This is a genomic window from Pedobacter miscanthi (assembly GCF_003315595.1).
GTDB classification, from domain to species: Bacteria; Bacteroidota; Bacteroidia; order Sphingobacteriales; family Sphingobacteriaceae; genus Pedobacter; species Pedobacter miscanthi.
Genome location: NZ_QNQU01000008.1, coordinates 156,318 through 182,015 on the forward strand (window position 1 = coordinate 156,318; position 25,698 = coordinate 182,015).

Annotated in this window: 27 protein-coding genes; 6 read left to right on the forward strand and 21 right to left on the reverse strand. The window is 38.1% G+C overall.

From position 1 onward, the window contains the following. Positions 1 to 123: 123 nt before the first annotated feature. From DRW42_RS11020 to DRW42_RS28765, 10 genes are all read right to left on the reverse strand, one after another. Positions 124 to 405, reverse strand: coding sequence for a Txe/YoeB family addiction module toxin (locus tag DRW42_RS11020; protein ID WP_113948883.1), 282 nt, complete (start codon positions 403 to 405; stop codon positions 124 to 126). Beyond that, positions 387 to 596: a DUF2683 family protein gene (locus DRW42_RS11025; protein ID WP_113948884.1), complete on the reverse strand. Its 210-nt coding sequence runs from the start codon at positions 594 to 596 to the stop codon at positions 387 to 389. The genes DRW42_RS11020 and DRW42_RS11025 overlap by 19 nt, the downstream gene beginning before the upstream one ends. Positions 597 to 626: 30 nt before the next feature. After that, positions 627 to 1,325, reverse strand: a complete 699-nt coding sequence (locus DRW42_RS11030) for a LytR/AlgR family response regulator transcription factor (RefSeq protein ID WP_113948885.1) — start codon at positions 1,323 to 1,325, stop codon at positions 627 to 629. Continuing rightward, entirely contained in the window at positions 1,322 to 2,443 is a 1,122-nt protein-coding gene (locus DRW42_RS11035; RefSeq protein WP_113948886.1) for a sensor histidine kinase, read from the reverse strand. Before DRW42_RS11035 ends, DRW42_RS11030 begins: the two co-directional genes overlap by 4 nt. A 45-nt stretch (positions 2,444 to 2,488) precedes the next feature. Further along, positions 2,489 to 3,712 (reverse strand): ABC transporter permease, encoded by a 1,224-nt coding sequence (locus DRW42_RS11040; RefSeq protein ID WP_113948887.1) that lies wholly within the window; start codon positions 3,710 to 3,712, stop codon positions 2,489 to 2,491. A 12-nt stretch (positions 3,713 to 3,724) separates the two neighbouring features. Beyond that, a complete protein-coding gene (locus DRW42_RS11045; protein ID WP_113948888.1) occupies positions 3,725 to 4,471 on the reverse strand; it encodes an ABC transporter ATP-binding protein in 747 nt (248 codons plus the stop codon). Continuing rightward, entirely contained in the window at positions 4,471 to 5,664 is a 1,194-nt protein-coding gene (locus DRW42_RS11050; RefSeq protein ID WP_167437803.1) for an efflux RND transporter periplasmic adaptor subunit, read from the reverse strand. The genes DRW42_RS11045 and DRW42_RS11050 overlap by 1 nt, the downstream gene beginning before the upstream one ends. Positions 5,665 to 5,709: 45 nt before the next feature. Continuing rightward, the gene (locus DRW42_RS11055; RefSeq protein WP_113948890.1) at positions 5,710 to 7,005 is read right to left on the reverse strand and encodes a TolC family protein; all 1,296 of its coding nucleotides are present in this window, start codon (positions 7,003 to 7,005) and stop codon (positions 5,710 to 5,712) included. A 385-nt stretch (positions 7,006 to 7,390) separates the two neighbouring features. After that, on the reverse strand, positions 7,391 to 8,413 hold the full coding sequence (locus DRW42_RS11060; RefSeq protein WP_113948891.1) for a S66 peptidase family protein: 1,023 nt from the start codon (positions 8,411 to 8,413) through the stop codon (positions 7,391 to 7,393). Between the two features lie 611 nt (positions 8,414 to 9,024). Further along, a complete protein-coding gene (locus DRW42_RS28765; protein ID WP_158544326.1) occupies positions 9,025 to 9,186 on the reverse strand; it encodes a hypothetical protein in 162 nt (53 codons plus the stop codon). Between the two features lie 328 nt (positions 9,187 to 9,514). Here DRW42_RS28765 and DRW42_RS11065 point away from each other — a divergent pair, with 328 nt between their 5' ends. Further along, positions 9,515 to 10,813 carry a DEAD/DEAH box helicase gene (locus DRW42_RS11065; protein ID WP_113948892.1) on the forward strand — a complete coding sequence of 433 codons (1,299 nt, stop codon included), beginning with the start codon at positions 9,515 to 9,517 and terminating at the stop codon, positions 10,811 to 10,813. Between the two features lie 177 nt (positions 10,814 to 10,990). Here DRW42_RS11065 and DRW42_RS11070 read toward each other — a convergent pair whose 3' ends face one another. The 4 genes from DRW42_RS11070 to DRW42_RS11085 form a co-directional block, all read right to left on the reverse strand. Then, entirely contained in the window at positions 10,991 to 12,331 is a 1,341-nt protein-coding gene (locus DRW42_RS11070) for an OmpA family protein (RefSeq protein ID WP_113948893.1), read from the reverse strand. Between the two features lie 236 nt (positions 12,332 to 12,567). Further along, a complete protein-coding gene (locus tag DRW42_RS11075; RefSeq protein ID WP_113948894.1) occupies positions 12,568 to 13,230 on the reverse strand; it encodes a YdeI/OmpD-associated family protein in 663 nt (220 codons plus the stop codon). Between the two features lie 188 nt (positions 13,231 to 13,418). Continuing rightward, on the reverse strand, positions 13,419 to 13,949 hold the full coding sequence (locus DRW42_RS11080; RefSeq protein WP_113948895.1) for an RNA methyltransferase: 531 nt from the start codon (positions 13,947 to 13,949) through the stop codon (positions 13,419 to 13,421). 64 nt (positions 13,950 to 14,013) lie between these two features. Further along, entirely contained in the window at positions 14,014 to 15,180 is a 1,167-nt protein-coding gene (locus DRW42_RS11085) for a galactokinase (protein WP_113948896.1), read from the reverse strand. Between the two features lie 76 nt (positions 15,181 to 15,256). Between DRW42_RS11085 and DRW42_RS11090 the strand changes: the two genes are divergently transcribed. Next, positions 15,257 to 16,306, forward strand: coding sequence for an aldose epimerase family protein (locus tag DRW42_RS11090; RefSeq protein WP_113948897.1), 1,050 nt, complete (start codon positions 15,257 to 15,259; stop codon positions 16,304 to 16,306). Between the two features lie 2 nt (positions 16,307 to 16,308). Beyond that, complete coding sequence (locus tag DRW42_RS11095) at positions 16,309 to 16,704, forward strand: DUF1398 domain-containing protein (RefSeq protein ID WP_113948898.1); 396 nt, start codon at positions 16,309 to 16,311, stop codon at positions 16,702 to 16,704. Between the two features lie 69 nt (positions 16,705 to 16,773). On the opposite strand, the gene DRW42_RS11100 is transcribed toward DRW42_RS11095, so the two are convergent. From DRW42_RS11100 to ribD, 4 genes are all read right to left on the reverse strand, one after another. Continuing rightward, positions 16,774 to 17,634, reverse strand: a complete 861-nt coding sequence (locus DRW42_RS11100) for a nucleoside phosphorylase (RefSeq protein WP_113948899.1) — start codon at positions 17,632 to 17,634, stop codon at positions 16,774 to 16,776. Positions 17,635 to 17,748: 114 nt separating this feature from the next. After that, the gene (locus DRW42_RS11105) at positions 17,749 to 18,363 is read right to left on the reverse strand and encodes an IMPACT family protein (protein WP_113948900.1); all 615 of its coding nucleotides are present in this window, start codon (positions 18,361 to 18,363) and stop codon (positions 17,749 to 17,751) included. Then, positions 18,350 to 19,216, reverse strand: a complete 867-nt coding sequence (locus DRW42_RS11110) for a DMT family transporter (RefSeq protein ID WP_113948901.1) — start codon at positions 19,214 to 19,216, stop codon at positions 18,350 to 18,352. The genes DRW42_RS11105 and DRW42_RS11110 overlap by 14 nt, the downstream gene beginning before the upstream one ends. Next, positions 19,213 to 20,268 carry a bifunctional diaminohydroxyphosphoribosylaminopyrimidine deaminase/5-amino-6-(5-phosphoribosylamino)uracil reductase RibD gene (ribD, locus tag DRW42_RS11115; protein ID WP_113948902.1) on the reverse strand — a complete coding sequence of 352 codons (1,056 nt, stop codon included), beginning with the start codon at positions 20,266 to 20,268 and terminating at the stop codon, positions 19,213 to 19,215. Before ribD ends, DRW42_RS11110 begins: the two co-directional genes overlap by 4 nt. An 81-nt stretch (positions 20,269 to 20,349) precedes the next feature. Between ribD and prmC the strand changes: the two genes are divergently transcribed. Beyond that, positions 20,350 to 21,201: a peptide chain release factor N(5)-glutamine methyltransferase gene (gene prmC, locus DRW42_RS11120; protein WP_113948903.1), complete on the forward strand. Its 852-nt coding sequence runs from the start codon at positions 20,350 to 20,352 to the stop codon at positions 21,199 to 21,201. Between the two features lie 427 nt (positions 21,202 to 21,628). Here the strand turns inward: prmC and xerD are convergent, their stop codons facing one another. Further along, positions 21,629 to 22,528, reverse strand: a complete 900-nt coding sequence (xerD, locus tag DRW42_RS11125; RefSeq protein WP_113948904.1) for a site-specific tyrosine recombinase XerD — start codon at positions 22,526 to 22,528, stop codon at positions 21,629 to 21,631. A 60-nt stretch (positions 22,529 to 22,588) separates the two neighbouring features. Here xerD and aroQ point away from each other — a divergent pair, with 60 nt between their 5' ends. Then, a complete protein-coding gene (gene aroQ, locus DRW42_RS11130) occupies positions 22,589 to 23,005 on the forward strand; it encodes a type II 3-dehydroquinate dehydratase (RefSeq protein ID WP_113948905.1) in 417 nt (138 codons plus the stop codon). A gap of 147 nt (positions 23,006 to 23,152) precedes the next feature. Here the strand turns inward: aroQ and DRW42_RS11135 are convergent, their stop codons facing one another. Both DRW42_RS11135 and DRW42_RS11140 read right to left on the reverse strand, forming a co-directional pair. Then, positions 23,153 to 24,166, reverse strand: a complete 1,014-nt coding sequence (locus tag DRW42_RS11135; protein ID WP_113948906.1) for a glycosyltransferase family 2 protein — start codon at positions 24,164 to 24,166, stop codon at positions 23,153 to 23,155. A 4-nt stretch (positions 24,167 to 24,170) separates the two neighbouring features. After that, a complete protein-coding gene (locus DRW42_RS11140) occupies positions 24,171 to 25,028 on the reverse strand; it encodes a lysophospholipid acyltransferase family protein (protein ID WP_341866229.1) in 858 nt (285 codons plus the stop codon). 55 nt (positions 25,029 to 25,083) lie between these two features. On the opposite strand from DRW42_RS11140, the gene DRW42_RS11145 reads away from it, so the two are divergent. Beyond that, positions 25,084 to 25,695 (forward strand): WbqC family protein, encoded by a 612-nt coding sequence (locus tag DRW42_RS11145; RefSeq protein ID WP_113948908.1) that lies wholly within the window; start codon positions 25,084 to 25,086, stop codon positions 25,693 to 25,695. The last annotated feature ends 3 nt before the right edge of the window (positions 25,696 to 25,698 follow it).

The window sequence follows — 25,698 nt, forward strand, 5'->3', positions numbered from 1 at the left end:
GATCTCTCCCTGCCCGATGCAGGCGGGCATTTCGCTGCGCTTCAATCGAGATGACGACTATTTTTATTTAAGTCTTTTAAAAAGATTCTTCGCTGCGTTCAGAATGACAAAGAAGAATGGAGGTTATTTGTCACCGTAATGACCTAGCGCGGAGATTATAGTTACGGTAACGATTTCGTCTTCAATTAGATAAATAAGCCTATCTTTTCTGTTAATTTGCCTCGACCAAAATCCGGATAAATCATATTTTAATTTTTCTGGATTTCCTACTCCAGTTTCAGGATGTTCATAAAGTTCTTCAATAATTTGATTAACCTTTTTGATAGAACCTTTATCTCCTGATTTCTCAATGGCAAGTAAATTCTTTTGAGCTCTTTCTGATACAACTACTTTAAATTTTCCCATATTGATTTACTAGGATCTAAAGTGATGTAATTCCCTTTCTTAACATCATACAGGCTCTTTTTTATCTTGGCCACAAATTCAGGATTGTAAGGACTTTCTTCTTCTTTCTGAAAAGTTACATCTAAAGCTTTTAAAACAGCTTCAATTGCAGCTTCTTGTTTTTTGTTTTTAGGATGTGCGATTATGGTCATAACAATTGTTGTATAATCAAAAATACGAAATTATTTAATCAACTTTTCAATTACCTGTTTATAGCTGTCGCTTACCGGCAATTCCTTATCCGCTATAAATAATGCATTTTTCCGGATAGCAGTTACTTTGTTGATATTTACGATAAATGATTTATGGATCCGTTCGAAATATATGGGCAACTGATCTTCCACATTTTTCATGCCCATGCGCACTACGGCAGCTTTTGGGCTTGATGAAGTATGGATCTGGATGTAATCTTTAAGCCCTTCAACATAAGTTATGTCATCAAAACTGATTTTCATTAAACTATAACCCACGTTTACAAACATATAATCCTGTTTGGGCAGGTTACTGTGTTCGGCAGATTGTTTAAGTTCGTAAAGATCTTTCGCCTTGTTGCAGGCTTTCATAAAACGGTCTAGCGATACCGGTTTCATTAAATAATCAACCACATCAAGTGCAAAACCATCTAAAGCATATTGCTTATAGGCGGTTACAATAATCACCATTGGTTTTTTAACCAAACTTTGTATAAACTGCAATCCGGTAATGCCGGGCATTTGGATATCAATAAAAATGAGATCGATCGACTGTTCCTGCATCATCTTATTGGCTGCAAAGGCGTCATCGCAACTGGCCACTAAATCTAAAAATGGAATGCGGCTAATGTTATCAGCCAGTAATTGCAGGGCTAAAGGCTCATCATCAATGGCTAAACATTTTATCATACCGTTAATTTTAAAGTGAGGTTTACATTAAACCAACCGTCCTTTTTATCTATTTTTAATTGGTGTTCTTTACCATACAGCAGGTTTAAGCGTCTGCTTACATTTGCAAGACCAATACCCGATGCCGCATCTTTTATTTCATTCTCATCTTCGTTAAACTTATTTCGAACAGTAAACGTTAAAAGTTCGTTTTCTGTTTTTAGATCAACAAAAATCTGTGGGTTTTCGATCATCCCAACACCATGTTTAAAAGCGTTTTCGATAAAAGGGATCAATAACATCGGTTCTATTTCATCAAATTCACTTTCAATGTCGATGTTCGTTTCTATGATTACTTTTTTGCCAAAACGCTGTTTTTGCAGGTCGATATAAGCCTGCAGGTATTCAGTTTCAGTTTTGATCGATACTTTTTCTTCGTCAGTTTCATAAAGCATATATTGCATCAAACCCGATAATTTCATTACTGTAGGTTCCAGTTCATTACTTTTTAGCCTTACCAAAGCCACAATGTTGTTCAAAACATTGAAAATAAAATGCGGACTGATTTGTGAACGTAAAAATGAAAGCTCGGTTTTCATGTTTTCCTGTTCGCGTTGTAAAGATCTTTTTTCTTCCCTGATCCGGTCTGATATCATGGTAAAAGCGGTACTGGCTGCAATAGTGAGCAGAAATGTGGGTGTATTGAACCAAAGTGTACGGCCAAGGTTAAAATCGAAATCGGGTAACAGAATTTTAAATAACGTAGAATGAATGGAAATGGCCAGAAGTAAACAACCTAAGAGTGATAACCCGTACCAGAAATATTTTTTCTGATAGAAGAAAAAATACATTAAAACCTTGTTATTCAGGTAAAATATAGCAATCCAATAGAAATAGCTAATGAAATTTAACCTCAGAAACTGATTTTCTTCATAATTACTGAGGTGGTGTGGTGGCCGGCTCCTGTTAGCATTAATAATATAGGGTAAAGTGATCAAAACTACCCATACCAGGATGTGCAGGGTGATTTTTATCCACTTTTTGGAGAAATTAATCGTCATTATTTTTTCTTTGGCGCTTTGCATCGCTAAGTTATTGTTTTTTAAAGTGTTTTCATCGCTTTGATTTATCAAAGACATTGTGTTAAATGACTGAAGATCCCGGCCTGAGCCGGGATGCTAGTGTTATTCGTATCTTAATGCATCAATCGGATCTAAATTGGAAGCTTTTTTTGCCGGGTAATAACCAAAGAAAACACCTGTAATGGCACATACAACAAAGGAAATAATGATTGATGATTCGGCTATCAAAATTGGCCAGTTTAAGAAGTAGGAGATGAGATAAGCAGAACTTACACCCAAAATCACCCCGATTATACCACCGGTAATACTGATTAAAATGGCCTCTATTAAAAATTGCATTAAAACGTCCTGGCCCCGGGCACCTATCGACATACGCAAACCGATTTCGCGGGTACGTTCGGTAACAGAAACATACATAATATTCATAATGCCAATGCCGCCAATAAACAGCGAAATGCCTGCAATAGCGGTTAAAAGAACGGTAAGCATACTACTGGTTGAACTAATGGTACTAATGAGTTCGGCTTGTGTACGCACCTGAAAATCGTCGGTTTCGGCGGCAGTTAACCTGTGACTTTCCCTTATGGCCTCCGAAATTTCGGTAGTTGCAGCCGCGCTCGAAGCTTCGGTTGTTGCCGAGGCGTAAATACTTTGCAGGTAATTGGTTGCGGTAATCCTTTTTTGTACGGTGGTGAAAGGCGCGAGGATAATATCATCCTGATCCTGACCAAAATTACTTTGTCCTTTAGGTTCTAAAACACCAATGACCTGAAATGGAATATTTTTAAACCTGATGATCTGCCCGATCGGATTGCTCCCGTCGGGAAATAAATTATCTATAACAGTTTTACCCAAAAGGCAAACCTTGGCAAAACTTTTTACATCATTTTCGGAAAAAAGAATGCCATCCTGAAGCTTTAACTGGCGGATATTTAAATAATCCGGACTAACTCCGGTAATGGTGGTGGGCCAGTTATAACCTCCTTTAATCGCCTGTCCGCTGGTAGAAACCACGGGGGATAAACCATTGATATTTTTAGATTGCAGCTTTTTTATGGCGGTAATGTCTTCCAGTTTCAAGGTCTGGATGCTGCTTCCCTGCAAACGCACACCTCCGGGCTCATTACTTTGCGGCATAATGGTAATCATGTTCGAACCCATACCTGATAACGACGACCTGATGCTTTGTTTGGAGCCTTCGCCGATGGCCATCATGGCAATTACTGCGGCCACGCCGATAATGATACCCAGCATGGTTAAAAAAGCACGTAGCTTATTCCTTTTTAATGCCCTGAAAGCAATTTTCAATAAATTTATAATGCTCATGATCTTTCAAAATTAGTAATCATCAGATTCGGGCAAATTGGCAAGTGCCTCTTTGGCCGAGCGCTGATTTTGGTTAATGCTGTCTTTTTGGATTTTACCATCCCTAAGCATGATTGTTCTGGTACTGAAAGCGGCGATGTCGGGTTCGTGGGTTACAAAAACAATCGTTTTCCCCTCTGCATTTAATTCCTGCATCAAAGCCATAATTTCGTAAGAGGTACGGGTGTCTAAATTCCCCGTCGCCTCATCTGCCAAAATCATTACCGGGTGATTAACCAATGCCCGTGCAATGGCTACACGCTGCTGCTGACCGCCTGAAAGCTGGCTCGGGGTATGATCGAAACGCTCGGCCAGTTTAACAGATTCGAGCGATTTAATAGCCCTTTCTTTACGTTCTTCAGCAGTGATGGTTTTGTTATAGAATAAAGGTAGCTCTACGTTTTCCAGGGCCGATGTTCTTGGCAACAGGTTATAAGCCTGAAAAACAAAACCAATTTTAGTGTTCCGCAAACCCGCTAATTCATCGCGATTTAAACTTTTAACATCTACACCATCAAGCAGATAACTGCCCTCTGTGGGTTTATCTAAGCACCCCAGTATGTTTAAGAGCGTGGTTTTACCCGAGCCGCTGCTGCCCATAATGGTTACAAACTCACCGGCTTTGATGTCAAAATTAATCCCTTTCAAGGCCCTAACGGTTTGATCGCCCATTACGAATTCACGTTTGAGGTCGTGGATGTCCAATATTTTCTGTTCCATTATTTCCTCCCGCTTCTATTTGGACGTTTTGGCATAAAAGGACTTGATTGACCCTGATTTGCCGCTGCACTTTTGCCCATGCTTTGTGAACCTGTAATTACGACATCTGCCACTGCTAATCCTGATAAAACTTCTACGTGGGTATTGTCATTTATACCGGTTTTAATTTTTTTCTGTACCAGTTCTTTCTGACTTTTTTGTACCCAAACGTAAGCTTCATCGGCTCCGGCTGGCTTTCTATCCGGATTAACCCAGGTCATTTTATATTTGCCTGCCAAAGTTGAGTCTGGTGCAAATTTTATGGCCTTGGTTGGGATAAGCAAAGCATTGTTTACCTCTTTGGTAAATATGGTAATGTTCGCCGTCATGCCCGGTTTTAGCTTGTTCGCATCGTTTGAGGTATTGATAATGGTTTTATAGGTAACTACATTCGATGAAATGGACGGACTTAACCTAATCTCCTGGATGGTACCTTTAAAAGTATCGTTTAAAAAGGCATCAACGGTAAAAGTTGCCCTTTCGCCTTTTGAGATATCGCCTACATCTGCCTCATCTACAGATGCTTCTACCTGCATTTTGGTTAAATCTTTTGCAATACTGAAAATAGTTGGTGTACTAAAGCTCGCTGCAACGGTTGTTCCTTCACTTACACTTCTCGAAAGCACGGTTCCATCAATCGGAGAATAAATACTGGCCAGCGACAGGTTCTTTTGTGCCGAGGCCAATTGTGCTTTGATGCTGTTAACCGAAGCTTTTGAAGCATTATAAGTGTACAGCGCATTATCATAATCAGCTTTGCTAACCGCACCAACTTTATACAGGTTGCTTTGGCGGCTAAAATTACACTGCTGATAAACCAATGCACTTTGTGCACTCACCAGATTAGCTTGGTATTGATTTACAGTAGCCTCGAACAGGGTTTTATCCAGTTCGGCCAGTAACTGTCCTTTTTTAACCTTTGAGTTAAAATCCGCATAAAGCGTTTTAATGGTTCCTGATACCTGTGTACCCACAGCAACGGTATCTACCGGTTGTACTTTACCTGTGGCGGTAACATTTTCAGAAATGTAACCCATTTTAGATTTTTCGGTCTCGAGCACAACCACCTGTTCTTTTTTGCGCAGGGCGAAGTACCAAACTGCAAATAATGCAACTGCGATACCGATGATAATAAATATTGTTTTCTTTTTCATGATTCAAATATTAAATAGACTAGGCGGTAGCCATCATCATGTATTTTAATTGGTAATAGGAACTCCGGTGTAAAAATTATAGATTTTGGTATATAAACTGGCTGTATATTTCGCCTGAACAAAGGCCTGTAAAGCCTGTACATATAAATTTTTCTGTTGCAGGTTTTCTACGATGTTGTTGGTGCCTTCTTTTAAAGCCGCATTCGAAATCCGTAAAGCTTCGCCGGTATAATTAAATTGTTCCTGCGCAGCGGCATACTGGCTATTGGCATTTTGTACATTAATATATGCACGTTCTACATTTTGAGTCAATGTGGTTTTAGTATCCAAAAGTGCTAAACGGGCCTGTTCAATACCGATATTGGCCTTTGCCACATTGGTTTTGGTTACTTTTCTGTCGAAAATGGGGATAGAAAGTGTTAAACCGAGATTCTGATAAAAACTGTTGTTCAGCTGATAGCTATAACTGCCCAGGTTATTGTTACTGTAACCTGTATTGAGCGACCCGCCTAAACTTAAAGTAGGACGCAAAGTTGATTTGGCTTTGGCGAGTTCGGTAGTTTGAAGCTGGATATTCAATTCACCACTTTTAACTTCCGGACGGGTACGCAATGCCTGATCCTGTGCCGAAGCCAGGTTATCCAATGCCGGCGCAACAGCAACGGTATCGGTTGTGCTTACCTCAAAAGCAGTTGCTGTAGGTAACTGCAACAGTTGTTTTAGGGTTAAAATGTTCTGTTGTAAGGTATTTTGCGCGGTAACTAAAGTATATTTGTCGTTGGCATAGGTTGCCTGTAATTGCAAAAGGTCCTTTTTGGCAATGGTTCCGAATTTAAACTGTTGCTCAGATTGTTTAACCTGCGCCTCGCTGGTGGTTAGCAGATCTTTTAAATAGGTGATGTTTTCTCTTGCAAGTAAAATGTTTAGATAAGCCTGTGTAATGGAAATGGTGATATCGTTTTTAGCGGCTTCTACTGATAAGTTAGCAGTTTGTAAGCTGAGTTCTTTAGCTTTAATGTCGTTTTTTAAATAACTTCCGTTATAGAGTGTAAGATCTGAACTTAAACCAAAACCGCTGGTGTTTTGTAAACCGGATTTATAATTGGTAATGGCCTGCGATACATTTCCGGTTAAATTTGGAAGTACAGCCGCTTTTGAGGCAATTAGGTTCTGTTCGGCTGTTTGAGAACTCAGCTTTAAAGTATTAATGCTGATGTTTTTTTCTTTGGCGTACTCGATGCAGGTTTTCAGATCCCAAACCTGGGGGATATCCTGTGCTTTGGTTGCGTAAGCTGCAACAAGCAAAATGAGTAAAACAATATATTTAATGTATCTGCTCATGGCGAATAATTTTTGTGTCTATAGAACTATTGAACACAAAAATATATCCGGTTGAAGCCGTTTTTTAACAATTGAGACGAAGGTAGAAAATGCTGCGACGAAAGGTCTAAACTTTGAGATGAGTTGATTTTGGATTTTAACGGGAAGAGTAAGTTTGTATGTTATTTTGAACGCTAGAGGACGTTTAATGGGAGATAAAAGAAAATAAGGTCGTCATTTCGAGCGGAGTGCAATGTAGCCGAGAAACCAAAGGCTCAGCGGAGCTAAATCTATCTCGAGATGGAATTCTCCGTGCCCGAAGCAGGCGGGCACTCCGCAATGCTCCGGTCGAGATGACGTTTTTTTATTTAAAGTCTGTCTATGATAGTATAAATAGTATAATAAACTAAACCGTCCGTAATACCGACCCGGTTTCGTTAACAATTAAGGTATGGTTTACCCCGCACTTTAAAGCAAAATTATTCCGTTGATGGCCTACAGGGAAATCAAAGGCAATGGGATAGCTATATTCCTTTACTTTTTCCAGCACAATTTCATAGATGGTTTTACCAAATTCTTCACCGGCATCGTCGGGTTTAACTTTAAAGCCACCCACAATCAGGCCTTTCAGGTTTTTAAGCTTTCCACTGCGCTTTAAGTTCCATAACATCCGGTCGATACTATAAAGGTATTCGCCTGTATCTTCGATAAAAAGAATTTTATTTTTAGTGTTCAGATCAGAATTACTGCCGGCAAGTGTTTCAATAATGCTTAGGTTTCCGCCAACCAAAATGCCATCTGTTTTTCCCAACCGGTTATTGATATTGACAGGAGCGGTGTAGCCCATCTGTTCGCCAATCAGCACATTTTTTATAGAGAGTATGGTTTCAATCTGTATCGGTTCGGCCTTGCTCCAATCATCGGGGAAACTGTTGCACATTTTTGAATGAATGGATGCAATGCCATAGTTTTTTGCCAAATGGCAATGTAAAACCGTAATATCGCTAAAACCGATGATCCATTTCGGGTTCTTTTTGAAAGAAGAAAAATCAAGCTGATCGATAATCCTTACAAAACCATAACCGCCACGTGCACACATGATCGCTTTAATATCGGGATCATCAAGCATTTTCTGAAAATCGACCAATCTTTCTTCATCTGTTCCGCCATAAGTGAAATCGCGTTTACCGATGGTATCACCAATCTTAATGTTAAAACCCCAGCTTTGCATCTGTAAAACTGAAGGCTGAACCTGTTCTAAAGTAATATAACCTGCCGGACTGGTTATTCCGATGGTATCACCAGGTTTTAAATAGGGAGGGATTTTAAATGATGAACTTTCATTTTCTACCGTATTGGCCAAAGTTTTAAACGCAGGAAATACTGTTGCAGCAGCAATAAATGAGGAAAGAAAATGTTTTCGGTTCATTTAAAAGTGGTTGTCGTGTTGATCAGGCTAATATATGATTTAAAATACTGGCATAAAAGAAAAGGGATTTATATCCATAAATCCCTTTTTTAAACCAAACAAATTAATCTGTAAAAGATTAGTATAATGTGAATTATATAAATAACCAAGTTTGAAATAAAAAGTTTTTCGAATTGTAAAAAAAAATGTTGTGATATTCATGTGCCATAATTAATTTTTTATAGGGTTTTGAAAAACACCATACCTGCCAAATAGCCCTGATGGAAACGGAAATACTTTTTGGCCCCGTTTTTTTGTATTCTTGGAAGGTTTTTGCCAAAAAGATTGGAGTGCACAGCAGGAACAGACCTAAACCATGAGCACAAAAATTGCGCTTTAAAACAATTTAAAAGTAGGGAAGTGGCGGGTAACTTTTTTATAAAAGTTAAAGGCTATCCCTCGCGGATAGCCTTTGCTAACAACAAAACAAATATAAGATAACCAAATCTTACCTGATTGAGCAGAATCAGGTAAAGTGCTATGAGATACACTTTGCGGCCTAGTAATGGATTCGAACCATTGTAAAGAGTTTATGAAACCCCAACCTTCCAATCGGTCAACTGGCCTTGTTTTTATAATTGTTTTAATGCCAAATAATCCCTCAATTCTAAAATCTGTTCTTTAATTAAACTATCTTCGTTTTTTAAATATGGGTATTCTTCTTTTTCCTGTTTTACAGGGTAAGTAAGTGCCTGATATTCATCTATAGTGGGATATTGAAAATAGATTGACATGATTTTAGCGTTTTAATTGTTCAACATTGTTTTTCTTTATGATTAATGTTGAGCAAATATAGAAATAAGTATATAATATCTATCGATTTAGTAGTATTTATTTTTGATAAATTTGTAATTTATTCATTTTCAGTTGATTATTTTTTATCATTATCGTAATTTGATAGTATAAAATGCTGATTATTGTAGATATCGCTGTCAAAATAATGCTCCCTATAGTTTAAAATTTCCTACAGCCAAAAGAATTCATCAGGCCAGCTTTAAATTCAATTTCAGAAAAGCTAATTATTTTAAGGATATTTGCATTTTAATCATTAAAACAGGAACTGTGTCTTTAGATAAATTAAAACTTAGCAAACCACTTGTGGCGGCCATGACAGATGCCGGATTTTTGACGCCAAAAGAAATCCAGGCCAAAACCATGTCGCGTATTTTAGGTGGTCAGGATGTTATAGCAGTGGGGCCGGAGGGGTCGGGAAAAACAACAACCTACGTTTTAGCTACTTTAATGAAACTGAAGTACGCTTTTGAAGAAGCACCAAGGGCCTTGATTTTAGTACCTGATGCCGAACATGTAGATCATGTTTTGGAGCAGTTTAAATTATTGAATCGCAACAGTACCTTCAGGATTTTAGGAATAGACAGCCGTGGCGCGGTTGATGCACAGATGAACGAAATTACTGATGGCTGCGATATTATAGTGGCGGTTCCGGATAGGGCGCGTGCATTATACCTGAAGTTGGCATTAAATACCAATAAAATCCAGTTGTTTATTGTTGATAACGCCGAACTGATCGTAAAAAAAGGTTTGCAGCTTCCGGTTGTAGAATTGGCAAATAGTGCCTACAAATCGCAGCATGTGGTATTTACCGAAGTAATTCATGAGAAATTAAACCACATGATTTCTCCTTTTATGAAAGATTCTGCAGCAATGGTTGAAGTAGACGAAATTGGCGAAAAGCAGGCTGAGGTTTATCCCCAGATGTTATATCAGGTGCCTAATTTCCGCACAAAACTAAACCTGCTTACCTTATTATTAAATGATACCGAGCTTTTTGATAAAGTAGTGGTTTTTGTAAATACGAGGCTAACGGCACAAACAGTATATAAAAACTTCAATCATAATAAAGAAGGCGAGATTAGCATTTACCGCTCATTGTTTTTTGATGATAAGGGATATGATGATATTGAAGACTTTAAAGATAATCCGGATGCAAGGGTTTTAATCGTAGCAAATGAAAATCTTGGTGATTTAAATATTGATGGAATTCCGATTATTTTGCACTTGGAGCTGCCTGAGCAGAAAGAAACTCTAATCCAGCGTATCGTAAAACATGGAGAAGAAGAAGTGGTGGCCATTACTTTTTCTACTGATATCGAACTGATTGAAGTGAAAAAAATCGAACAGGCCATCGGGCAGAAACTGGAAGTAATGGAACTGCCGGAAGATTTAAAGGTGGTTGATGCTGCTGCTAAACCAAAGAAAAAGAAAGCGGGCGAAGATGATGAAGAAAGTGAGCGCGGGGCAGCTTTTCACGAAAAGAAAGCCAGTAATTTAAAAAATTACAATTACAGCGCAGGTACAAAAGCAAAGATGACCTATAAAAAGAAAAAAGGATTGTCATAGGAAATATATTATCCCGCGAATTGTCTTGCACATCGTCACCCTGAACTTGTTTCAGGGTCTATATAGCGAGGAAGATCCTGAAACAAGTTCAGGAGGACGCGTTTTTATAAATCATCATACAAAAAAAGCTCCCCAGAAATTAATCTGGGGAGCTTTTTCGTTAACCGTTATTTACGATTAGTATAAAGTAAACTCTACACGACGGTTTTGTTGACGACCAGCTGCAGTTTTGTTAGTTGCAATTGGTTGGTCAGGTCCGTAACCTGTAGCCTCAATACGTGATGCATTTGCACCCTGAGATACTAAGTAAGCTTTTACTGATTCAGCTCTGTCTTTAGATAAACGTAAGTTTAATTCTCTGCCACCAGTGTTATCTGTGTGACCAGCTAATTTCAAGCTAAAGTTTTTCTCAACTAATAAAGCTGCAACACGGTTTAAAGTAGCGTAAGATTTAGAACGGATAGTCGATTTACCTAAATCAAATTCTAAGTTAGAAATCGCATCTTTAACCACTTTACGGTCTTCTTCGGTAATAACTCTTGTTTCTTTAATCACCTCACGTTGAACTTTGATCGGGCAACCAGAACCATCAACAACTGTTCCTGAAGCAGTTCCAGGGCATTTGTCGAATTTGTTTGCTACACCATCATTATCATCATCGCCCAAATCTTTAGCATATTGCTCTCTATCGCGTTGTGCATTTTGCTCTGCTGTCGATAATGCTCTTCTTAATTCAGAACTTTCTTCAGCGCTTTGTTTACGCAAGTTAGCTAATGAGCTGTAGTTTTGTAACTGAGGTTTGTCTTTACTTCCTAAAGCAAATTCTAAACCAGCGTGTGCATAAGCAAATCTATCATTTGCACCAATGTTAACACCATCAAATTTAGCCGATTTAACAAAATTTACGTCGTAACCTAAATCGATGTTGATACCTTTGGCAACTCCTAATTTAACACCGGCACCAACTGGCACAAACCAACCTTCTCTGTAATAACCTGCATCTACCGTGTTAGTTGGAGTTGTAGTAGCACCTGATGACATGTAACCAGCACCTGCTTTTAAGTAAGGAATTAAAACTGCGTTTTCCTGGTTGATGTTAATGTTAGCAACGTTCCATACCGCAGATAAAGCTCCAGACCATTGCATGTTTGTTTTGTAACCTGTGTTTGGTGCATAAGTAGTATTTCCTGCTGCATCAACACCGGTAGCAAATCTTAATTCTTCAACCTTACCAGCTAAGAAATCAGCTTGGATACCCAATTGAGGTAAAATTTGTTTTTTAATGTAACCACCGTAACCGATATGTTCAACCGGAGTTTGAAACTGATGGTTTGAATTGCCAAAAATTGTTCTTGGTGTTAATAAACCTCCGTGTACACCGATACTCCAGGTACGGAATTCGGTAGGAGAGAAACGGCCTGTTGTACTGGTAGTAGTTGGTGTTTCCTGTGCAAATAATTGTGATGATAACCCTAATAATGCAACCAACATTGTTGATTTTGTAATTCTCGTATTCATGTTCTTCTATTTTATAAATATTAGTGTCTTAACAGTTTTTATGTCGTACTGTTTTGCACTGACTAAGAAAAAATCTTGCCAAAAGCAATATTTTTCATTCAAATAGCATGTTATCAGAGTTTTAGCGGGTTAAAATAATTTCACAAAAAAGTTACTTAAGAATTAAAATGGGGGTATTTTTTGTATAGTATTCAGTACAGATTTGGTTTTGAGTTAATGTTTGCGTAGCTTAAATTCTACTTGTCTGACGGATTTTTCTTATTATTGAGTAGCATCTCTAAAGTTTTCTCAATCCGGGCAACACGGGTTTTCTCCTGTTTGGCAGATAATATCCAGAGTACATATTCCTTTCTGTGGCTGTAGGCGAGTTGATTGAAATAGTTTAAAGCAGCGGGATGATTTTCTAAAAGCAGTTTTAAATCATCAGGGAGATTGACTATTTTATTTACCGGATCGATGTAACCGCCATATTCGTTGGTTTTAATATGGTCGTTTCTCATCCCGGAAGGTTTTACTTCAGAAATAAATTTTAATCTTAATCCTGTCCAGGTTTCATTAACTGCTGCGGATGCGCAGGGTGTTAAGCCAAAAGTATTAAGTTCTTCCCAACTTTTCATCAGATCGAGATCGGATTTAATCTTTGAAGTTTTCTTTGGATAAAATACCCAAAAAATCGTTTTTGCATCTAAATTTCTGATGTTGCTTTTAATTTGCTGATTAAGTTGTTCCTTGCTCAGCGTAAAAGTAACCAATGCATTAAAATTGGTTTCTCCATCGTATTTTAAAATCACATCAGCCGGGATATCACCAAATATTAGAGCTGCATCCTTTGGCGCATCAATAACCTTTACAGTATGCCCAGGTTTTATCTGGAGTTTTTTTAGAAGTGGATTTTCCATTTTTATTTGTTTAAATAGTCCGGTTTCTGAGGTAAAAGATCAGCCCACGGATTCACAGCGACATGGATTAATAGGAATGATGTAAGAGGATTAATGGAATTAACCATTGATTTATTGTCGAGCCTTTTGTCATCCTAAGCGTATTCGAACGGTTTCCGTGCTTTTTGCTGTTGATAAACTGCCCGGACCTACAACCTCAATTTAGCAAAGAAGTCCCAAAAAACAATCCCTGCAGAAATAACAATATTAAAAGAATGTTTGGTTCCAAATTGCGGAATTTCGATACACTCGTCAATTTTCGCCATTACTTCGTCACTTACACCATCAACTTCGTTTCCAAAGATGAGCGCATATTTTTTATCAAAGTCTGGTTGAAAAGTATTCAGCATGGTACTGTTTTCTGCTTGTTCAATGGCAACAATTTCATAGCCCAGCTCTCTTAGGGCATCAACAGCCTGTAAAGTATCAGTATAATGGATCCAATCAACAGACTGTGTAGCACCTAAAGCTGTTTTCTCTATTTCGCGGTGTGGCGGTTGTGCAGTAATACCACAAAGGATTACTTTTTCTAAAGCAAAGCCATCTGCGGTACGGAATATCGAACCCACATTGTGCATACTGCGCACATTATCCAAAACCACTACAACAGGTAATTTTTCCTGTGCTTTAAATTCTTCAATATCCGGACGGTTTAACTCGTCTAATTTTAATTTTCTCATTATTTTTAAAAGTGATTACACTGATAAGAAGATACACCGATGAGGCATAATGTCGAATCTGTGTTTATCTGTGCGTATCTGTGGTTAAATATGGACCGCTACCAATCTCGCTGATGTAAATTGCAGCTGGATAACCAATTTTATCTATGTAATAATCTGTTAAGTGTTTAGCAAAGTCTTCTTCGTAACCTTTTTCCAATAAAGCAATTGCGCAACCACCAAATCCGGCACCGGTCATACGGGCACCGATTACATGTTCATAAGTTATACAAAAATCGACTACCGCATCGAGCTCTTTTCCGCTTACTTCGTATAAAGTTCTTAACGACTCGTGCGAGGCATACATCAAACGACCAAATTCTTCCAGGTTTCCGCTGTTTAAAGCTTTTGCAGCCAAATGTACACGGTCGTTTTCTTTAACCACGTGGGTTGCACGGTTTAAAATCACCTCATTGGTAATTAAATGACTATGCAGTGCAAATTTTTCGGCATTTAGCTCGCAAAGGTAATGGAGGGTAATTTCTTCATTAAGTTGTTTCAATGCAGTTTGGCACTCGGCTACACGTTCGTTGTATTTAGAATCGGCCAGCTCGCGTGGTTTATTGGTATTAATAATAGCCAGAACGTAATTGCCCAGATCAACATCTACCATTTTATATTTTAAGGTTTCGCAATCCAATACAATGGCTTTATTTTTTTCTCCAAAAGCCACTGCAAACTGGTCCATAATGCCGGAGTTAAGACCAATGAAATCATTTTCAACACGTTTTGCAATTTTCACCAGCTCCAGTTTATCGTAACCCAGATTAAAATAATTATTCAGAGCATAAGCTGTGGCAATTTCGATTGATGCTGAAGAGGAGAGGCCGGATCCGATCGGGATATTCCCATAAAAAAGGAAATCGAGTCCGGGAATTTCCTTTCCATCTTTAATAAATTCGTTAATTACTCCAATGGGGTAATTGGTCCAAAGGCCACCATCTTTTTGATTCACGCGGTTGCTTTCAACTGCTGTTTCAATTTCAAAATTTAAGCTTTTAAACCTGAGTTTATTTTCATTATTAGGGGCAATGGCCACCCAGGTTCCCAGGGTAATGGCGCAGGGCATCACTAAGCCGCCGTTATAATCGATATGTTCGCCAATGAGGTTAACCCGGCCGGGGGTGAAATAAACAGCATCGGCATTTTTATGGTAACGGGCAGCAAATTTTTCCTCGAGGTTAATGTTCATTTGGCTAAAATATATTTATTAAAATCATTAATAATAGTATGTTTGTTTAGGAAACAAAAGCACTAAGTTACAATTTATGAGCGTTCAGCAAATACCTACCGGAAAAATTATTGATGGCGAAGAAGTTATCGCAATCGAACTAACTAATAGTAAAGGTACTTATGTTAAAATATTCAATTATGGTGCAATCATCAATAAATTTATTGTCGAAAATGCCAGAGGTGAAAAACAGGATATCGTACTTGGTTTCGATACTTTTGAAGAGTATCTTGATCCGGCTTATTTAACCCATTATCCTTATTTAGGTGCAGTGGTTGGCCGTTATGCCAATCGTATTAAAAATGGAAATTTCACTATTGATGGCGAAAACTATCAACTGGCACAAAATGCCGGAACGGATACTTTACATGGCGGTATAGAAGGTTTTGATAAAAAAGTTTGGGATATTGTTGAGGTTGGCGAAGGACCTCAATCATCGGTTACATTACAATACGAAAGCGTTGATGGTGAAGAAAATTTCCCGGGCAACCTGATTATCGACCTTACTTTCGAACTGACTGAAAATGATGAGTTGATTTTAAGTTACGAGGCAGAAACCGATCAGGCTACGGCGATTAATTTAACGCATCATGGTTATTTTAACCTGGCACCGAACGGCGGCAACATTAAAGACCATAAACAGCAGATTTTTGCATCGAATTACCTGGAACAGGACGATAATTATTCGGTAACAGGTAAATTAATTCCCGTTGAAGGAACAGCGCTTGATTTTACCAAATTAAAACCAATAGGGCAAGACTGGGATCCGGAAGAAGGTTACGACCAAACCTTTGTGCTTGATAAGATTTATGGCGATTTATCGCTTGCAACGAAAACAATTGAGACAGAAAGCGGTTTAGTGTTAAGCGTATATACAACAGAACCTGTGGCACATTTATACACCTCTAAATATTTAGATGTAAAAAATGGTAAGGGTGGAAGGGATTATGGGAATTATGGTGCTTTTTGTGTAGAAACACAACATCATCCCAATGCCATTAATATTCCGGCGTTTCCAAGTACGGTTTTAAAACCAGAAGATCTGTATACACAAACAACCATTTACAAAGTTTCATTAAATAAATAATTATGTTTACCATCGAAAACATCCAGGCCGCCGAATCGAAAATTAAAACTGGTGCAGATTTCCCTCAGTTTATAAAAGAAATTAAGGAATTGGGTGTTAAGCGAAATGATGTTTATGTGAGTAGCGGTTTATCGATCTATTTTGACGATGAAGACAATGCTTTACAGGTAAGTCCTGAAGGATATCCGGCTTTAAGTATCAATGATGAATCTGCTGCCGGGAAACTGGAACATGCTTTAAAAATACACCAGCAGGGCGAAACTAATTATTTTACCTTTTGCAAACAGGCAGCTGATGCCGGTGTAGAAAAATGGGTAACTGATTTGGAAGAAATGAGCTGCACCTATCTGGATGCGGAAGGAAATGAACTGGTAAAAGAAACTATACCAACTGCATAAAATATATAGGCCCGAAATATCGGGCCTTTTTTATATTGTATTGATGAGCCAGTTAGCACCTGGCATTGGTTAAATCCTTTCGAGTATCGTTTTGATTGCCTTTTCTACGATTTTATTGGGGTTGGTGCTGAATTCAAAATTAACGCGACTTGCCAGGATGGCATTTACAGAAAGTGCTTTATGTCCCAAAACTTTGGCCAAAGCATAAATTCCTGCAGTTTCCATCTCTAAGTTGGTAATGCGGTGCTGGTTGCTCCTAAAACTGTTGATCAAACTTATAAAATCAGGAACAGCATTTTTCGCCCTAACTATTCGCCCTTGCGGTGCATAAAAACCAGGAGCGGTAATCGTAATGCCCTGGTGCATATCCTTGCCGATGGTGTTTAACAGGGTTTCATCTGCTGCGGTTAAATAAGGATTAATGTTTTTAAGGTGTCCAAAATGAGCTTTTACATCGGCCATTAAAAGTTGTTCATCTCCCGATAATTGTTGGAGGTAATAATTCATCAGGGCATCCATTCCCAGGCCATGTGTTGAGGCTAATATTGTTCCCATGGGAATATCCGGCTGCACCGCGCCAGATGTACCTATACGGATAATATTTAAGGAGCTAAGCTCTTTTTTTACTTCACGGGTTTCGAAATCAATGTTTACCAAAGCATCCAGCTCATTAACAACGATATCGATATTGTCTGTACCAATGCCTGTTGAGAGTACGGTAACCCGTTTCTTACCTACAAAACCTGTATGCGTAATAAATTCACGCTTACCTTTTTTAAATTCTATCTGATCGAAATATTTACTCACTTCGCCAACGCGGTCGGGATCGCCAACGGTAATTACGGTTTCGGCAACATCTTCCGGCAAAAGATTTAAGTGGTATATACTGCCATCAGGATTGATGATTAAGTCGCTTTCGGATATTTTCATATTTGGTTTTGTTGTTGCCGCAGATTTTGCTGATCGCCGCAGATTTTATATTTTTTATTCTTCCACACGGTATTTCACATGTGGTCGTTGATTTTAACACCCGTTAGTGTTTCGTTAAACGGTGTTCAGGTATTTTAATTTTATCCCTTCAATTTTATCAAATTTACTTAAAACCTGATTGAGTTGTGCTTTTCTGACTTCGAATTTTAAGATGCAACTGGTGTCGAACTGTTGCGCCAGGATCTGCAGGTTCTCCTCTTTGCTCAGTTTCATTACATCGTTCATCTGCAGGTAATCGAAATGTGCTTCATAAACATCATTAACAGTTTTACTTACAATTTTAGACGCTTTAATGACTTCAATACTAGCATTTTTGTAGGCATTAATTAAACCTGGGACACCAAGTAAGGTACCTCCGAAATAACGTACCACAACGATCAAAATATTGGTAATATCTTCCGATAGCAAACAGTTGAGGATTGGTCTGCCGGCGGTGCCAGAAGGTTCTCCATCATCATTTACCCTAAAAACAGAACGGTTTGGAGTTAAACGGTAAGCGTAACAAAAATGGTTCGCTTTAGGGTGTTCTGTACGGAGTTTAGTGATAATTGGTTTTACTTCTTCTTCACTACGGATCGGAAAGGCATAAGCAAGAAACTTGCTGCCCTTATCACGAAATATGCCTTCTGAGGCACTTTCGATGGTTTTATATGAATCATCGAATAGCATTTTGCGATAATGTAATGAAAATAACGGCAGCAATAGCTAAAACTATGCCTGCATAATTCAATTTGCTTAATTTCTCTTTAAAAGCGATTACACCAATCAGCGTTCCTACAATGATCACCCCCAAATTCATTGCTGCAAATACCGTGGAGGGGTTTTCTGCCAGTGCTTTATGGGCTTTCATGTAAAATAGGATATTCCCGAAGTTAAAGAAACCCAGAATCAGTCCGCAGGCTACATTTACCAGCTGTAATTTAATCTTGCCCGAAATTACCATAGCGATTACGATGATTAATGATACCACAAATGAAAGGCAAAAAACAGTAAAAAGTGAGGTGGTATAAGGCAGTTCTTTGTAAAGTGCAATTTGTTTAAAAAGGACATCAATTACGCCGAAGCCGACAAAAACCATTATGGGATATAGCAGGTTTCCTTTATCAGTTTTTTTAGCTGAATTACGTATAAAAGTTAAGATAATTGCTGCAAAACCAATGATGAGACCAATGATTTTAAAATTATTGAAATCTTCTTTAAAAATAAAATAAGCTGCTAAAATAGGAATGAACAATGATAACCGTTGGGCAATATCGGTTTTAACTATGCCTAGGCTTTTAACCGATGCAGCAAGGAGTAAAAATATAGAGGGTAACAGCACTGCCAAAGCAATATAGATTGGCCATGGTGCGCTTTGGGTAACCAATTTTACGTCTGGTTTAAAAAAGAAAAAACATAAGGTTAATGCGGCCAGGTAATTTATGGTTACGGCTTGTATAATGCTGATCTGGTACCGTTTAGCTAATTTTAGTAAGATAGCAACTGTAACACTACAACAAATGCTTAAAACAATGTAAATCATTTAGTTATGTCGTTTATATAGATAGAGAGTTTGTCGCTTCCAACCTGGGTTTCTTCTTTCAGATTTCCGTTTATGGAAGGTGAAGGAATACCATCTAACCAGCTGTTTGCAGACGTGAAGATACGTGCTTCATCCCAAAGATCGGTAGATAAAAACTGATTTAAGATATTTGCACCACCTTCTATAATTACCGATTGTATATCCATCAGATAAAGCTGGAAAGCAATTTTTTGGGCCAGGTAGAAATGCATATCTTCCATTTGAATGTAATGGATATTATCATCAACATCAGTTTTAATTTCGTTAAAGATGATGGTTTTTGCCTCTTTATTGAAAATATGATTGGATTGCGGAACCTGCAGGTTTTTATCGATCACCAGGCGAACCGGGTTTTTGCCCGGCCATTCTCTTGCCGTTAACTGCGGATTGTCCATTATGGCTGTTTGTTTACCAATCAATATCGCATCTTCTTCCGAGCGCCACTGATGGGCCAAACGTTTAGCCAAAGTACCGCTGATCCATTTCTGGTGTCCATCGCTTGTTGCGAAATAACCATTAGCCGTTTCGGCCCATTTTAATATAATATAAGGTCTTTGCTGTTGTATCCTGGTGAAAAATCTTCGGTTAAAATAGCGGCATTCATCATCTAAAATACCACTTAGCACTTCAATACCGGCATTTTTAAGTTTTTCTATTCCTTTGCCATCCACTCCCGAAAAAGGATCCCTGTTGCCAATAACTACTTTTTTGAGCTGGTGTTTTACAAAAAGATCGGCACAGGGCGGGGTTTTTCCAAAATGTGCGCAGGGTTCTAAACTAACGTAAGCTGTAGCCTGTTTGAGCATGTTTTCGGCTTCATCACCGAATTGATCGAATACCGCTTTTACAGCGTTTGGTTCTGCATGGGCTTTTCCGTATTCCTGATGATAACCTTCGCCTATAATTTTGCCATTCAGTACAATTGCGCAACCAACCATTGGGTTCGGACTTACGTTGCCTATACCCAAAGCGGCCAGCTCTAAACAGCGTTTGATGTAAAATTCGTCGCTCATTAGGGCAAAAGTAGTAAAAAAAGAGTCATGCCCTTATCAAAACAAGATTGTTATCATCTCAATTAAGTAATTTTGTGTTACATGAACATAGGAGCGCTCGAGGAGCATTATAAATTGGAATTAGTGCCGTTATACGACAGGGAAGAAGCTAAGTCATTATTTAGTTTAGCTGCCGAACAGGTACTGTTGTTATCTCCAAATAAACTGATGATGCAGAAAGATACTGAAATCAGTTTTATTAACGAGCAAAAGCTTTTGAGTATCCTGAATGATTTACAGATCGGCAAACCCATTCAGCATATATTAGAAGAAGCTCATTTTTATGGTCTGGTTTTTAAAGTCAATGAACATGTACTTATTCCAAGGCCTGAAACAGAGGAATTGGTCGACTGGATTATTTCAGTTTGCAGTTCGCAGCTTACAGCTAAAGAATTTAAAATTCTGGATATTGGAACAGGATCGGGCTGTATTCCAATTACCCTCAAAAAGCATTTGCCAAATGCCGGGCTATCTACATTGGATGTTTCCTCTGAGGCCATAGCGGTGGCTAAACAAAATGCGCAGCGAATAGGTGCTGAGATAGATTTTATAACAGCTGATGTTTTAACATTTCAATCTAAAGAAAAATTTGATGTAATAGTGAGTAATCCGCCATATATCAGAGATTTAGAAAAAAAAGAAATGCATGATAATGTGTTGTTGCACGAACCACATCTTGCGCTGTTTGTAAACGATGATAATCCACTGATATTTTATAAAGCCATAGCTGATTTTGCCAAAACCAATTTAAAATCCAATGGACATCTGTTCTTCGAAATTAATGAGTATTTAGGTAAAGAAACAGTTGAAATGTTAAAGGATAAAGAATTTATAGATATTGAATTAAGGAAAGACATGCAGGGTAAGGATAGGATGATTAAAGCGGGGATTTGACCGAAGATGTAAAATGGATGATGTAAAATGGAAAATGGACCAAAGTCGGATGTTGGATGTCCGAAAGACTGAAGATATGATGGTTAAAAAAGTGCGCTCTTAATGTCCTTAATTTCTTAATGGTCAAAAGATGTAAGATGGAAAATGGATGAGACATGAAATGACCAATAATCAATTTTCAATGATCAAGAACAGCCATCATAAAATTTTCGATAAACAAAACTTAATGCCCTTAATTTCTTAATGGTCAATAAATGTAAGATGTTTGATGGCAAATAGATAAGGTACAGGGGGGCGTCATCTCGACTGAAACGCAGTGGAATGGAGAGATCTATCTCTTTGCAGATCTTTCTATTGCATTATACTTCGCTCGAGACGGTCAGTTCTAACTTTGTGTTTTAGTGTCTTTGTGGTTAAAAAAATTATACTAAGCCCTCGGATGGAACTGCGTGATTACTTCCCTTAAATAATCCCTGTCTATATGCGTATAAATTTCCGTTGTGGTAATACTCGAATGCCCCAGCATTTCCTGTACGGCACGTAAATCGGCACCACCTTCAATTAAATGGGTAGCAAACGAATGCCTGAATGTATGCGGACTTATCGTTTTCTTTAACCCAATAGCCATTGCCAGACTTTTGATCAGGTTAAAGATAGAAATACGTGAAAGTTTGGCCCCGAAGCGGTTCAGGAATATAAAATCTTCATTTCCTTTTTTAATGTTTGCATGCACACGTACTTCCTTAATGTAAATATCGAGCAGTTTTAAAGCTGTACTGCCGATGGGTACTAAACGTTCTTTATTACCTTTTCCTATTACTTTGATAAATTCAATTTGCGGGAAAAGACTGGAAATCCTGAGTTCGGTTAATTCAGTTACACGTAAGCCACAACCGTATAGTACTTCCATAATGGCTTTATTTCGCATTCCTTCGGACTTCGAAGCATCAATTGCGGCAATGAGCTCATTAATTTCGTAAATGTTTAGCGTATCTGGTAATTTTCTGCTCAGTTTAGGCGCTTCCAGTAAAGCGGTTGGATCGTTGGAAATAACATCTTCGAGCAGTAAATAAGAGAAAAAAGCTTTCAGTCCTGAAATTACCCTGGCCTGTGTGCTGGCAAGCATACCAAGTTCATTTAACCACGAAATAAAAGATTTTAAGTCGGTTATGGTGATATCGGTTAGTTTTGGCTCCTCATTTAACGACGCAAAATACTGGCTGAGTTTCTCGATATCATTCAGATAAGCTTCTACAGAATTTCCTGATAACGACCTTTCCAGCTTTAAATACGACTTAAATCCTTTAATATATGATGGCCAAAGCATGCTTTTATTAAGATTTTTTATAACATTGCAACGTTACAACATTTAACGTTACTACATAGCATGAAAATACAAATTATTAACGGGCCAAACTTAAACTTATTGGGCGTTCGCGAACCATCTATCTACGGAAATACCAGTATTGAAGATTATATTAAGGAATTAAAAACCGTTTATCCCCAGATTGAAATTGAATATTACCAAAGCAATGTAGAAGGCGAAATCATTAATAAATTGCACGAAGTTGGTTTCAGTTATGATGGTGTTGTGCTTAATGCCGGTGGTTATACGCATACTTCAGTTGCCATTGCAGATGCCATTGCAGCCATTAAAACGCCTGTTGTTGAAGTTCACATTTCGAATATTTATGCCCGCGAAGAATACCGCCATGTTTCGTTGACAGGAAAAAATTGCCAGGGTGTTTTAACCGGTTTCGGTATAAAAGGTTACCGTTTGGCTATTGAAAGTTTGTTGGTTTAATTCAATTTTAATACTGAAGCTGTCAGATGCTACCATCTGACAGCCATACAAACCTAGCGTAATAAGAATGCTTCGCCGGCTGAAAAAGCCATTTACAATAACAACTTGTAGTTAATCAATTGCACAAAGCTTACTCCGTTACACTTTCTATGTCAATCGCGAAAAATATCTGATTTTCTTAATAAAAAACGCCCAAACAATACTGTTATGGTATACCCCGGTATGTTCGGAGTAAGTTTTTTGAACTACCTTTCGTTTTTTGTTTGTTTTTGATAAGGACTTCAGGAAATGCCAATGTCCCTTTGTTACCGCCATAGTGAATTTGGGCTTCCCTGTGAGTAAAAAATGCCACCAGGCTATAAAATCAATAAACATGCGGATGGTAATCCTGAAAACGGCATCACCAGCAGGAAGGTTTTTCTGCATAATGATGAGGTTATTCCTGAAATTGAGATAAGTTTTAAAAGGGTTTTCGGTTTGCAAAGTGCCACCGCCAACATGATAAACTTCAGCATCAGCACAATACATAATCTTATAACCAAGGTTTTTTAAACGCCAGCAAAGATCTATTTCTTCCATGTGGGCAAAAAGATCGGCATCTAATCCTCCGGTTTCTTTCCAGTATTTGCTTTTGATAAAAAACGCTGCGCCACTGGCCCAAAAAACTTCTTTTTGCTCATTATACTGGCCATTGTCGTGCTCATAAACGTTAAAAAGCCTGCCGCGGCAAAACGGAAAGGAGTAAATATCAAGGTATCCACCGGCAGCACCGGCATATTCGAACTGGTTTTTATTGAGCTGCCATTTTATTTTTGGCTGTGCCGCTGCAATCTGCGCATCGCTTTCCATCAGGCTAATCACTGGTTTGATCCAGTTTGGCGTTACTTCCACATCAGAATTGAGCAGGATAAAATAATCGGCTTCTACACGTTCCAAAACTTTATTATAACCTCCGGCAAAACCATAATTCTGATCGTTCTTAATGATTTTAACAGTCGGAAAATTCTGCTCCAGAAATTCAACCGAGTCGTCGGTTGAGGCATTATCGCCCACAATTATCTGCAGGTTATCATATTCGGAACTTAAAATTCCGGGCAAAAACTGATTTAAATATGCTTTTCCATTCCAGTTTAAAATTACAATGGCTACTGATGGGTTCATTCTGTTATTCGGGTTTAAACTTCCAGCGCTTATGGCTCCAGAGCCAATATTGGGGCTGTTCTTTAATAATATCTTCTAAAAATTTAAAATGCAGATCGGTGATTTCAAATTCATTCATTTTGCAGGGTTCGAGGCACATCGGTAATACTTCTACATGATAGTAGCCTTTTTTTATTACGTTAACCTTAAAATAATATATTGGCCTTTTGGTCGATTTTGCGATTTTTTCTACACCCAGAAGTGCTGCGGTAGGCTGGTGCATAAAATCAACAAAGTATTTAGCTTCTTCGCGCGTAGGAGATTGATCGCTTGCAAAACACAAAAGTGTAGGTTCATTTTTATACGCGGCCATTCCACGTAGGGTTTGCCGCATGGCAATAAAAACATTGCCGTATTTGGTACGCATACAATCGAACCAGGTTTCAAAAATCTTATTGTTAATGGGTTTAAAAATAACCATTGTTTTGGCCGAAATACTTAATCCAAGTGCTAAAGTACCCAATTCCCAGTTACCGTAATGCCCAGTACAGGCCAATACACTTTCTCCGGCTTTAAAATGAGCCTCCAATTGCTCCAAACCGGTAAATTTTACCCGGCGTAAGGTTTCGGCTTTAGAAATGCTGGTCATTTTGATAATTTCAAAAATCAACCTGGCCAGATAAAGAAAAAATTTCTTTTCGATGGTCTTAATTTCAGCTGCAGATTTTTCGGGAAAAGATTGGGTCAGATTATCCCTTACTACTTTTTTTCTATAGCCTGTTATGTAATAAAGCAGATAATATAGTAATCTTGCAAAAAAAAAACAGCAATGGCAGGGGAAGTAGCGACAGCATGTATAAAAAAAATACGCCAACGTGCGCAATCCCTCTTCTAATCATTATTTTTAAAACGTTTCAGTTACAAACATAAATTTTCAAATGCAGAATACAGCTATACTTCCATTATTTTATCTTCCACCTGTTGGTTACTTCAGTTTATTACAAAAGCTGGGCGAAGATTTTTTAATCGAAAAACATGAACATTTAGCCAAGCAAACTTATCGCAACAGGGCCAGTATTTATTCGCCTAATGGCAAGTTAGACTTAACCGTACCGGTGGTTAAAGGTGCTAAAACACATACGAAAATGAAGGATGTACGGATTAGCTATGATTTTAACTGGCAGCGTTTACATTGGCTAAGTTTGGAAACCTGTTACAGAAGTTCTGCTTATTTCGAATTTTATGAAGATGAACTATCACGCTTTTATCAGCACAAATTTGAATTTTTGTTTGATTATAATCTCGAGCTGTTGGAATGGCTGAACAAAAAATTAAAGCTGAATAAAACCTTTGGTGTAACATCCGAATACCTTGATGATGTAACACCGGAGCTAGATTTCCGCTCAATGATGAACCCTAAAAAACAGGAAGATATTGTAAACAATAAGCCATATTATCAGGTTTTTGAAGATAAACATCAATTTTTACCCAACTTAAGTATTGTTGATCTGTTATTTAACCAGGGACCGCAAGCCCGGCTATATTTATAACAT

Excerpts from the sequence above, each read along its gene's own strand:
- DRW42_RS11020 (WP_113948883.1), bottom strand. The coding sequence starts at position 405 with ATGGGAAAATTTAAAGTAGTTGTATCAGAAAGAGCTCAAAAGAATTTA.
- DRW42_RS11025 (WP_113948884.1), bottom strand. The coding sequence starts at position 596 with ATGACCATAATCGCACATCCTAAAAACAAAAAACAAGAAGCTGCAATT.
- DRW42_RS11030 (WP_113948885.1), bottom strand. The coding sequence starts at position 1,325 with ATGATAAAATGTTTAGCCATTGATGATGAGCCTTTAGCCCTGCAATTA.
- DRW42_RS11035 (WP_113948886.1), bottom strand. The coding sequence starts at position 2,443 with ATGTCTTTGATAAATCAAAGCGATGAAAACACTTTAAAAAACAATAAC.
- DRW42_RS11040 (WP_113948887.1), bottom strand. The coding sequence starts at position 3,712 with ATGAGCATTATAAATTTATTGAAAATTGCTTTCAGGGCATTAAAAAGG.
- DRW42_RS11045 (WP_113948888.1), bottom strand. The coding sequence starts at position 4,471 with ATGGAACAGAAAATATTGGACATCCACGACCTCAAACGTGAATTCGTA.
- DRW42_RS11050 (WP_167437803.1), bottom strand. The coding sequence starts at position 5,664 with ATGAAAAAGAAAACAATATTTATTATCATCGGTATCGCAGTTGCATTA.
- DRW42_RS11055 (WP_113948890.1), bottom strand. The coding sequence starts at position 7,005 with ATGAGCAGATACATTAAATATATTGTTTTACTCATTTTGCTTGTTGCA.
- DRW42_RS11060 (WP_113948891.1), bottom strand. The coding sequence starts at position 8,413 with ATGAACCGAAAACATTTTCTTTCCTCATTTATTGCTGCTGCAACAGTA.
- DRW42_RS28765 (WP_158544326.1), bottom strand. The coding sequence starts at position 9,186 with ATGTCAATCTATTTTCAATATCCCACTATAGATGAATATCAGGCACTT.
- DRW42_RS11070 (WP_113948893.1), bottom strand. The coding sequence starts at position 12,331 with ATGAATACGAGAATTACAAAATCAACAATGTTGGTTGCATTATTAGGG.
- DRW42_RS11075 (WP_113948894.1), bottom strand. The coding sequence starts at position 13,230 with ATGGAAAATCCACTTCTAAAAAAACTCCAGATAAAACCTGGGCATACT.
- DRW42_RS11080 (WP_113948895.1), bottom strand. The coding sequence starts at position 13,949 with ATGAGAAAATTAAAATTAGACGAGTTAAACCGTCCGGATATTGAAGAA.
- DRW42_RS11085 (WP_113948896.1), bottom strand. The coding sequence starts at position 15,180 with ATGAACATTAACCTCGAGGAAAAATTTGCTGCCCGTTACCATAAAAAT.
- DRW42_RS11090 (WP_113948897.1), top strand. The coding sequence starts at position 15,257 with ATGAGCGTTCAGCAAATACCTACCGGAAAAATTATTGATGGCGAAGAA.
- DRW42_RS11095 (WP_113948898.1), top strand. The coding sequence starts at position 16,309 with ATGTTTACCATCGAAAACATCCAGGCCGCCGAATCGAAAATTAAAACT.
- DRW42_RS11100 (WP_113948899.1), bottom strand. The coding sequence starts at position 17,634 with ATGAAAATATCCGAAAGCGACTTAATCATCAATCCTGATGGCAGTATA.
- DRW42_RS11105 (WP_113948900.1), bottom strand. The coding sequence starts at position 18,363 with ATGCTATTCGATGATTCATATAAAACCATCGAAAGTGCCTCAGAAGGC.
- DRW42_RS11110 (WP_113948901.1), bottom strand. The coding sequence starts at position 19,216 with ATGATTTACATTGTTTTAAGCATTTGTTGTAGTGTTACAGTTGCTATC.
- ribD (WP_113948902.1), bottom strand. The coding sequence starts at position 20,268 with ATGAGCGACGAATTTTACATCAAACGCTGTTTAGAGCTGGCCGCTTTG.
- prmC (WP_113948903.1), top strand. The coding sequence starts at position 20,350 with ATGAACATAGGAGCGCTCGAGGAGCATTATAAATTGGAATTAGTGCCG.
- xerD (WP_113948904.1), bottom strand. The coding sequence starts at position 22,528 with ATGCTTTGGCCATCATATATTAAAGGATTTAAGTCGTATTTAAAGCTG.
- aroQ (WP_113948905.1), top strand. The coding sequence starts at position 22,589 with ATGAAAATACAAATTATTAACGGGCCAAACTTAAACTTATTGGGCGTT.
- DRW42_RS11135 (WP_113948906.1), bottom strand. The coding sequence starts at position 24,166 with ATGAACCCATCAGTAGCCATTGTAATTTTAAACTGGAATGGAAAAGCA.
- DRW42_RS11145 (WP_113948908.1), top strand. The coding sequence starts at position 25,084 with ATGCAGAATACAGCTATACTTCCATTATTTTATCTTCCACCTGTTGGT.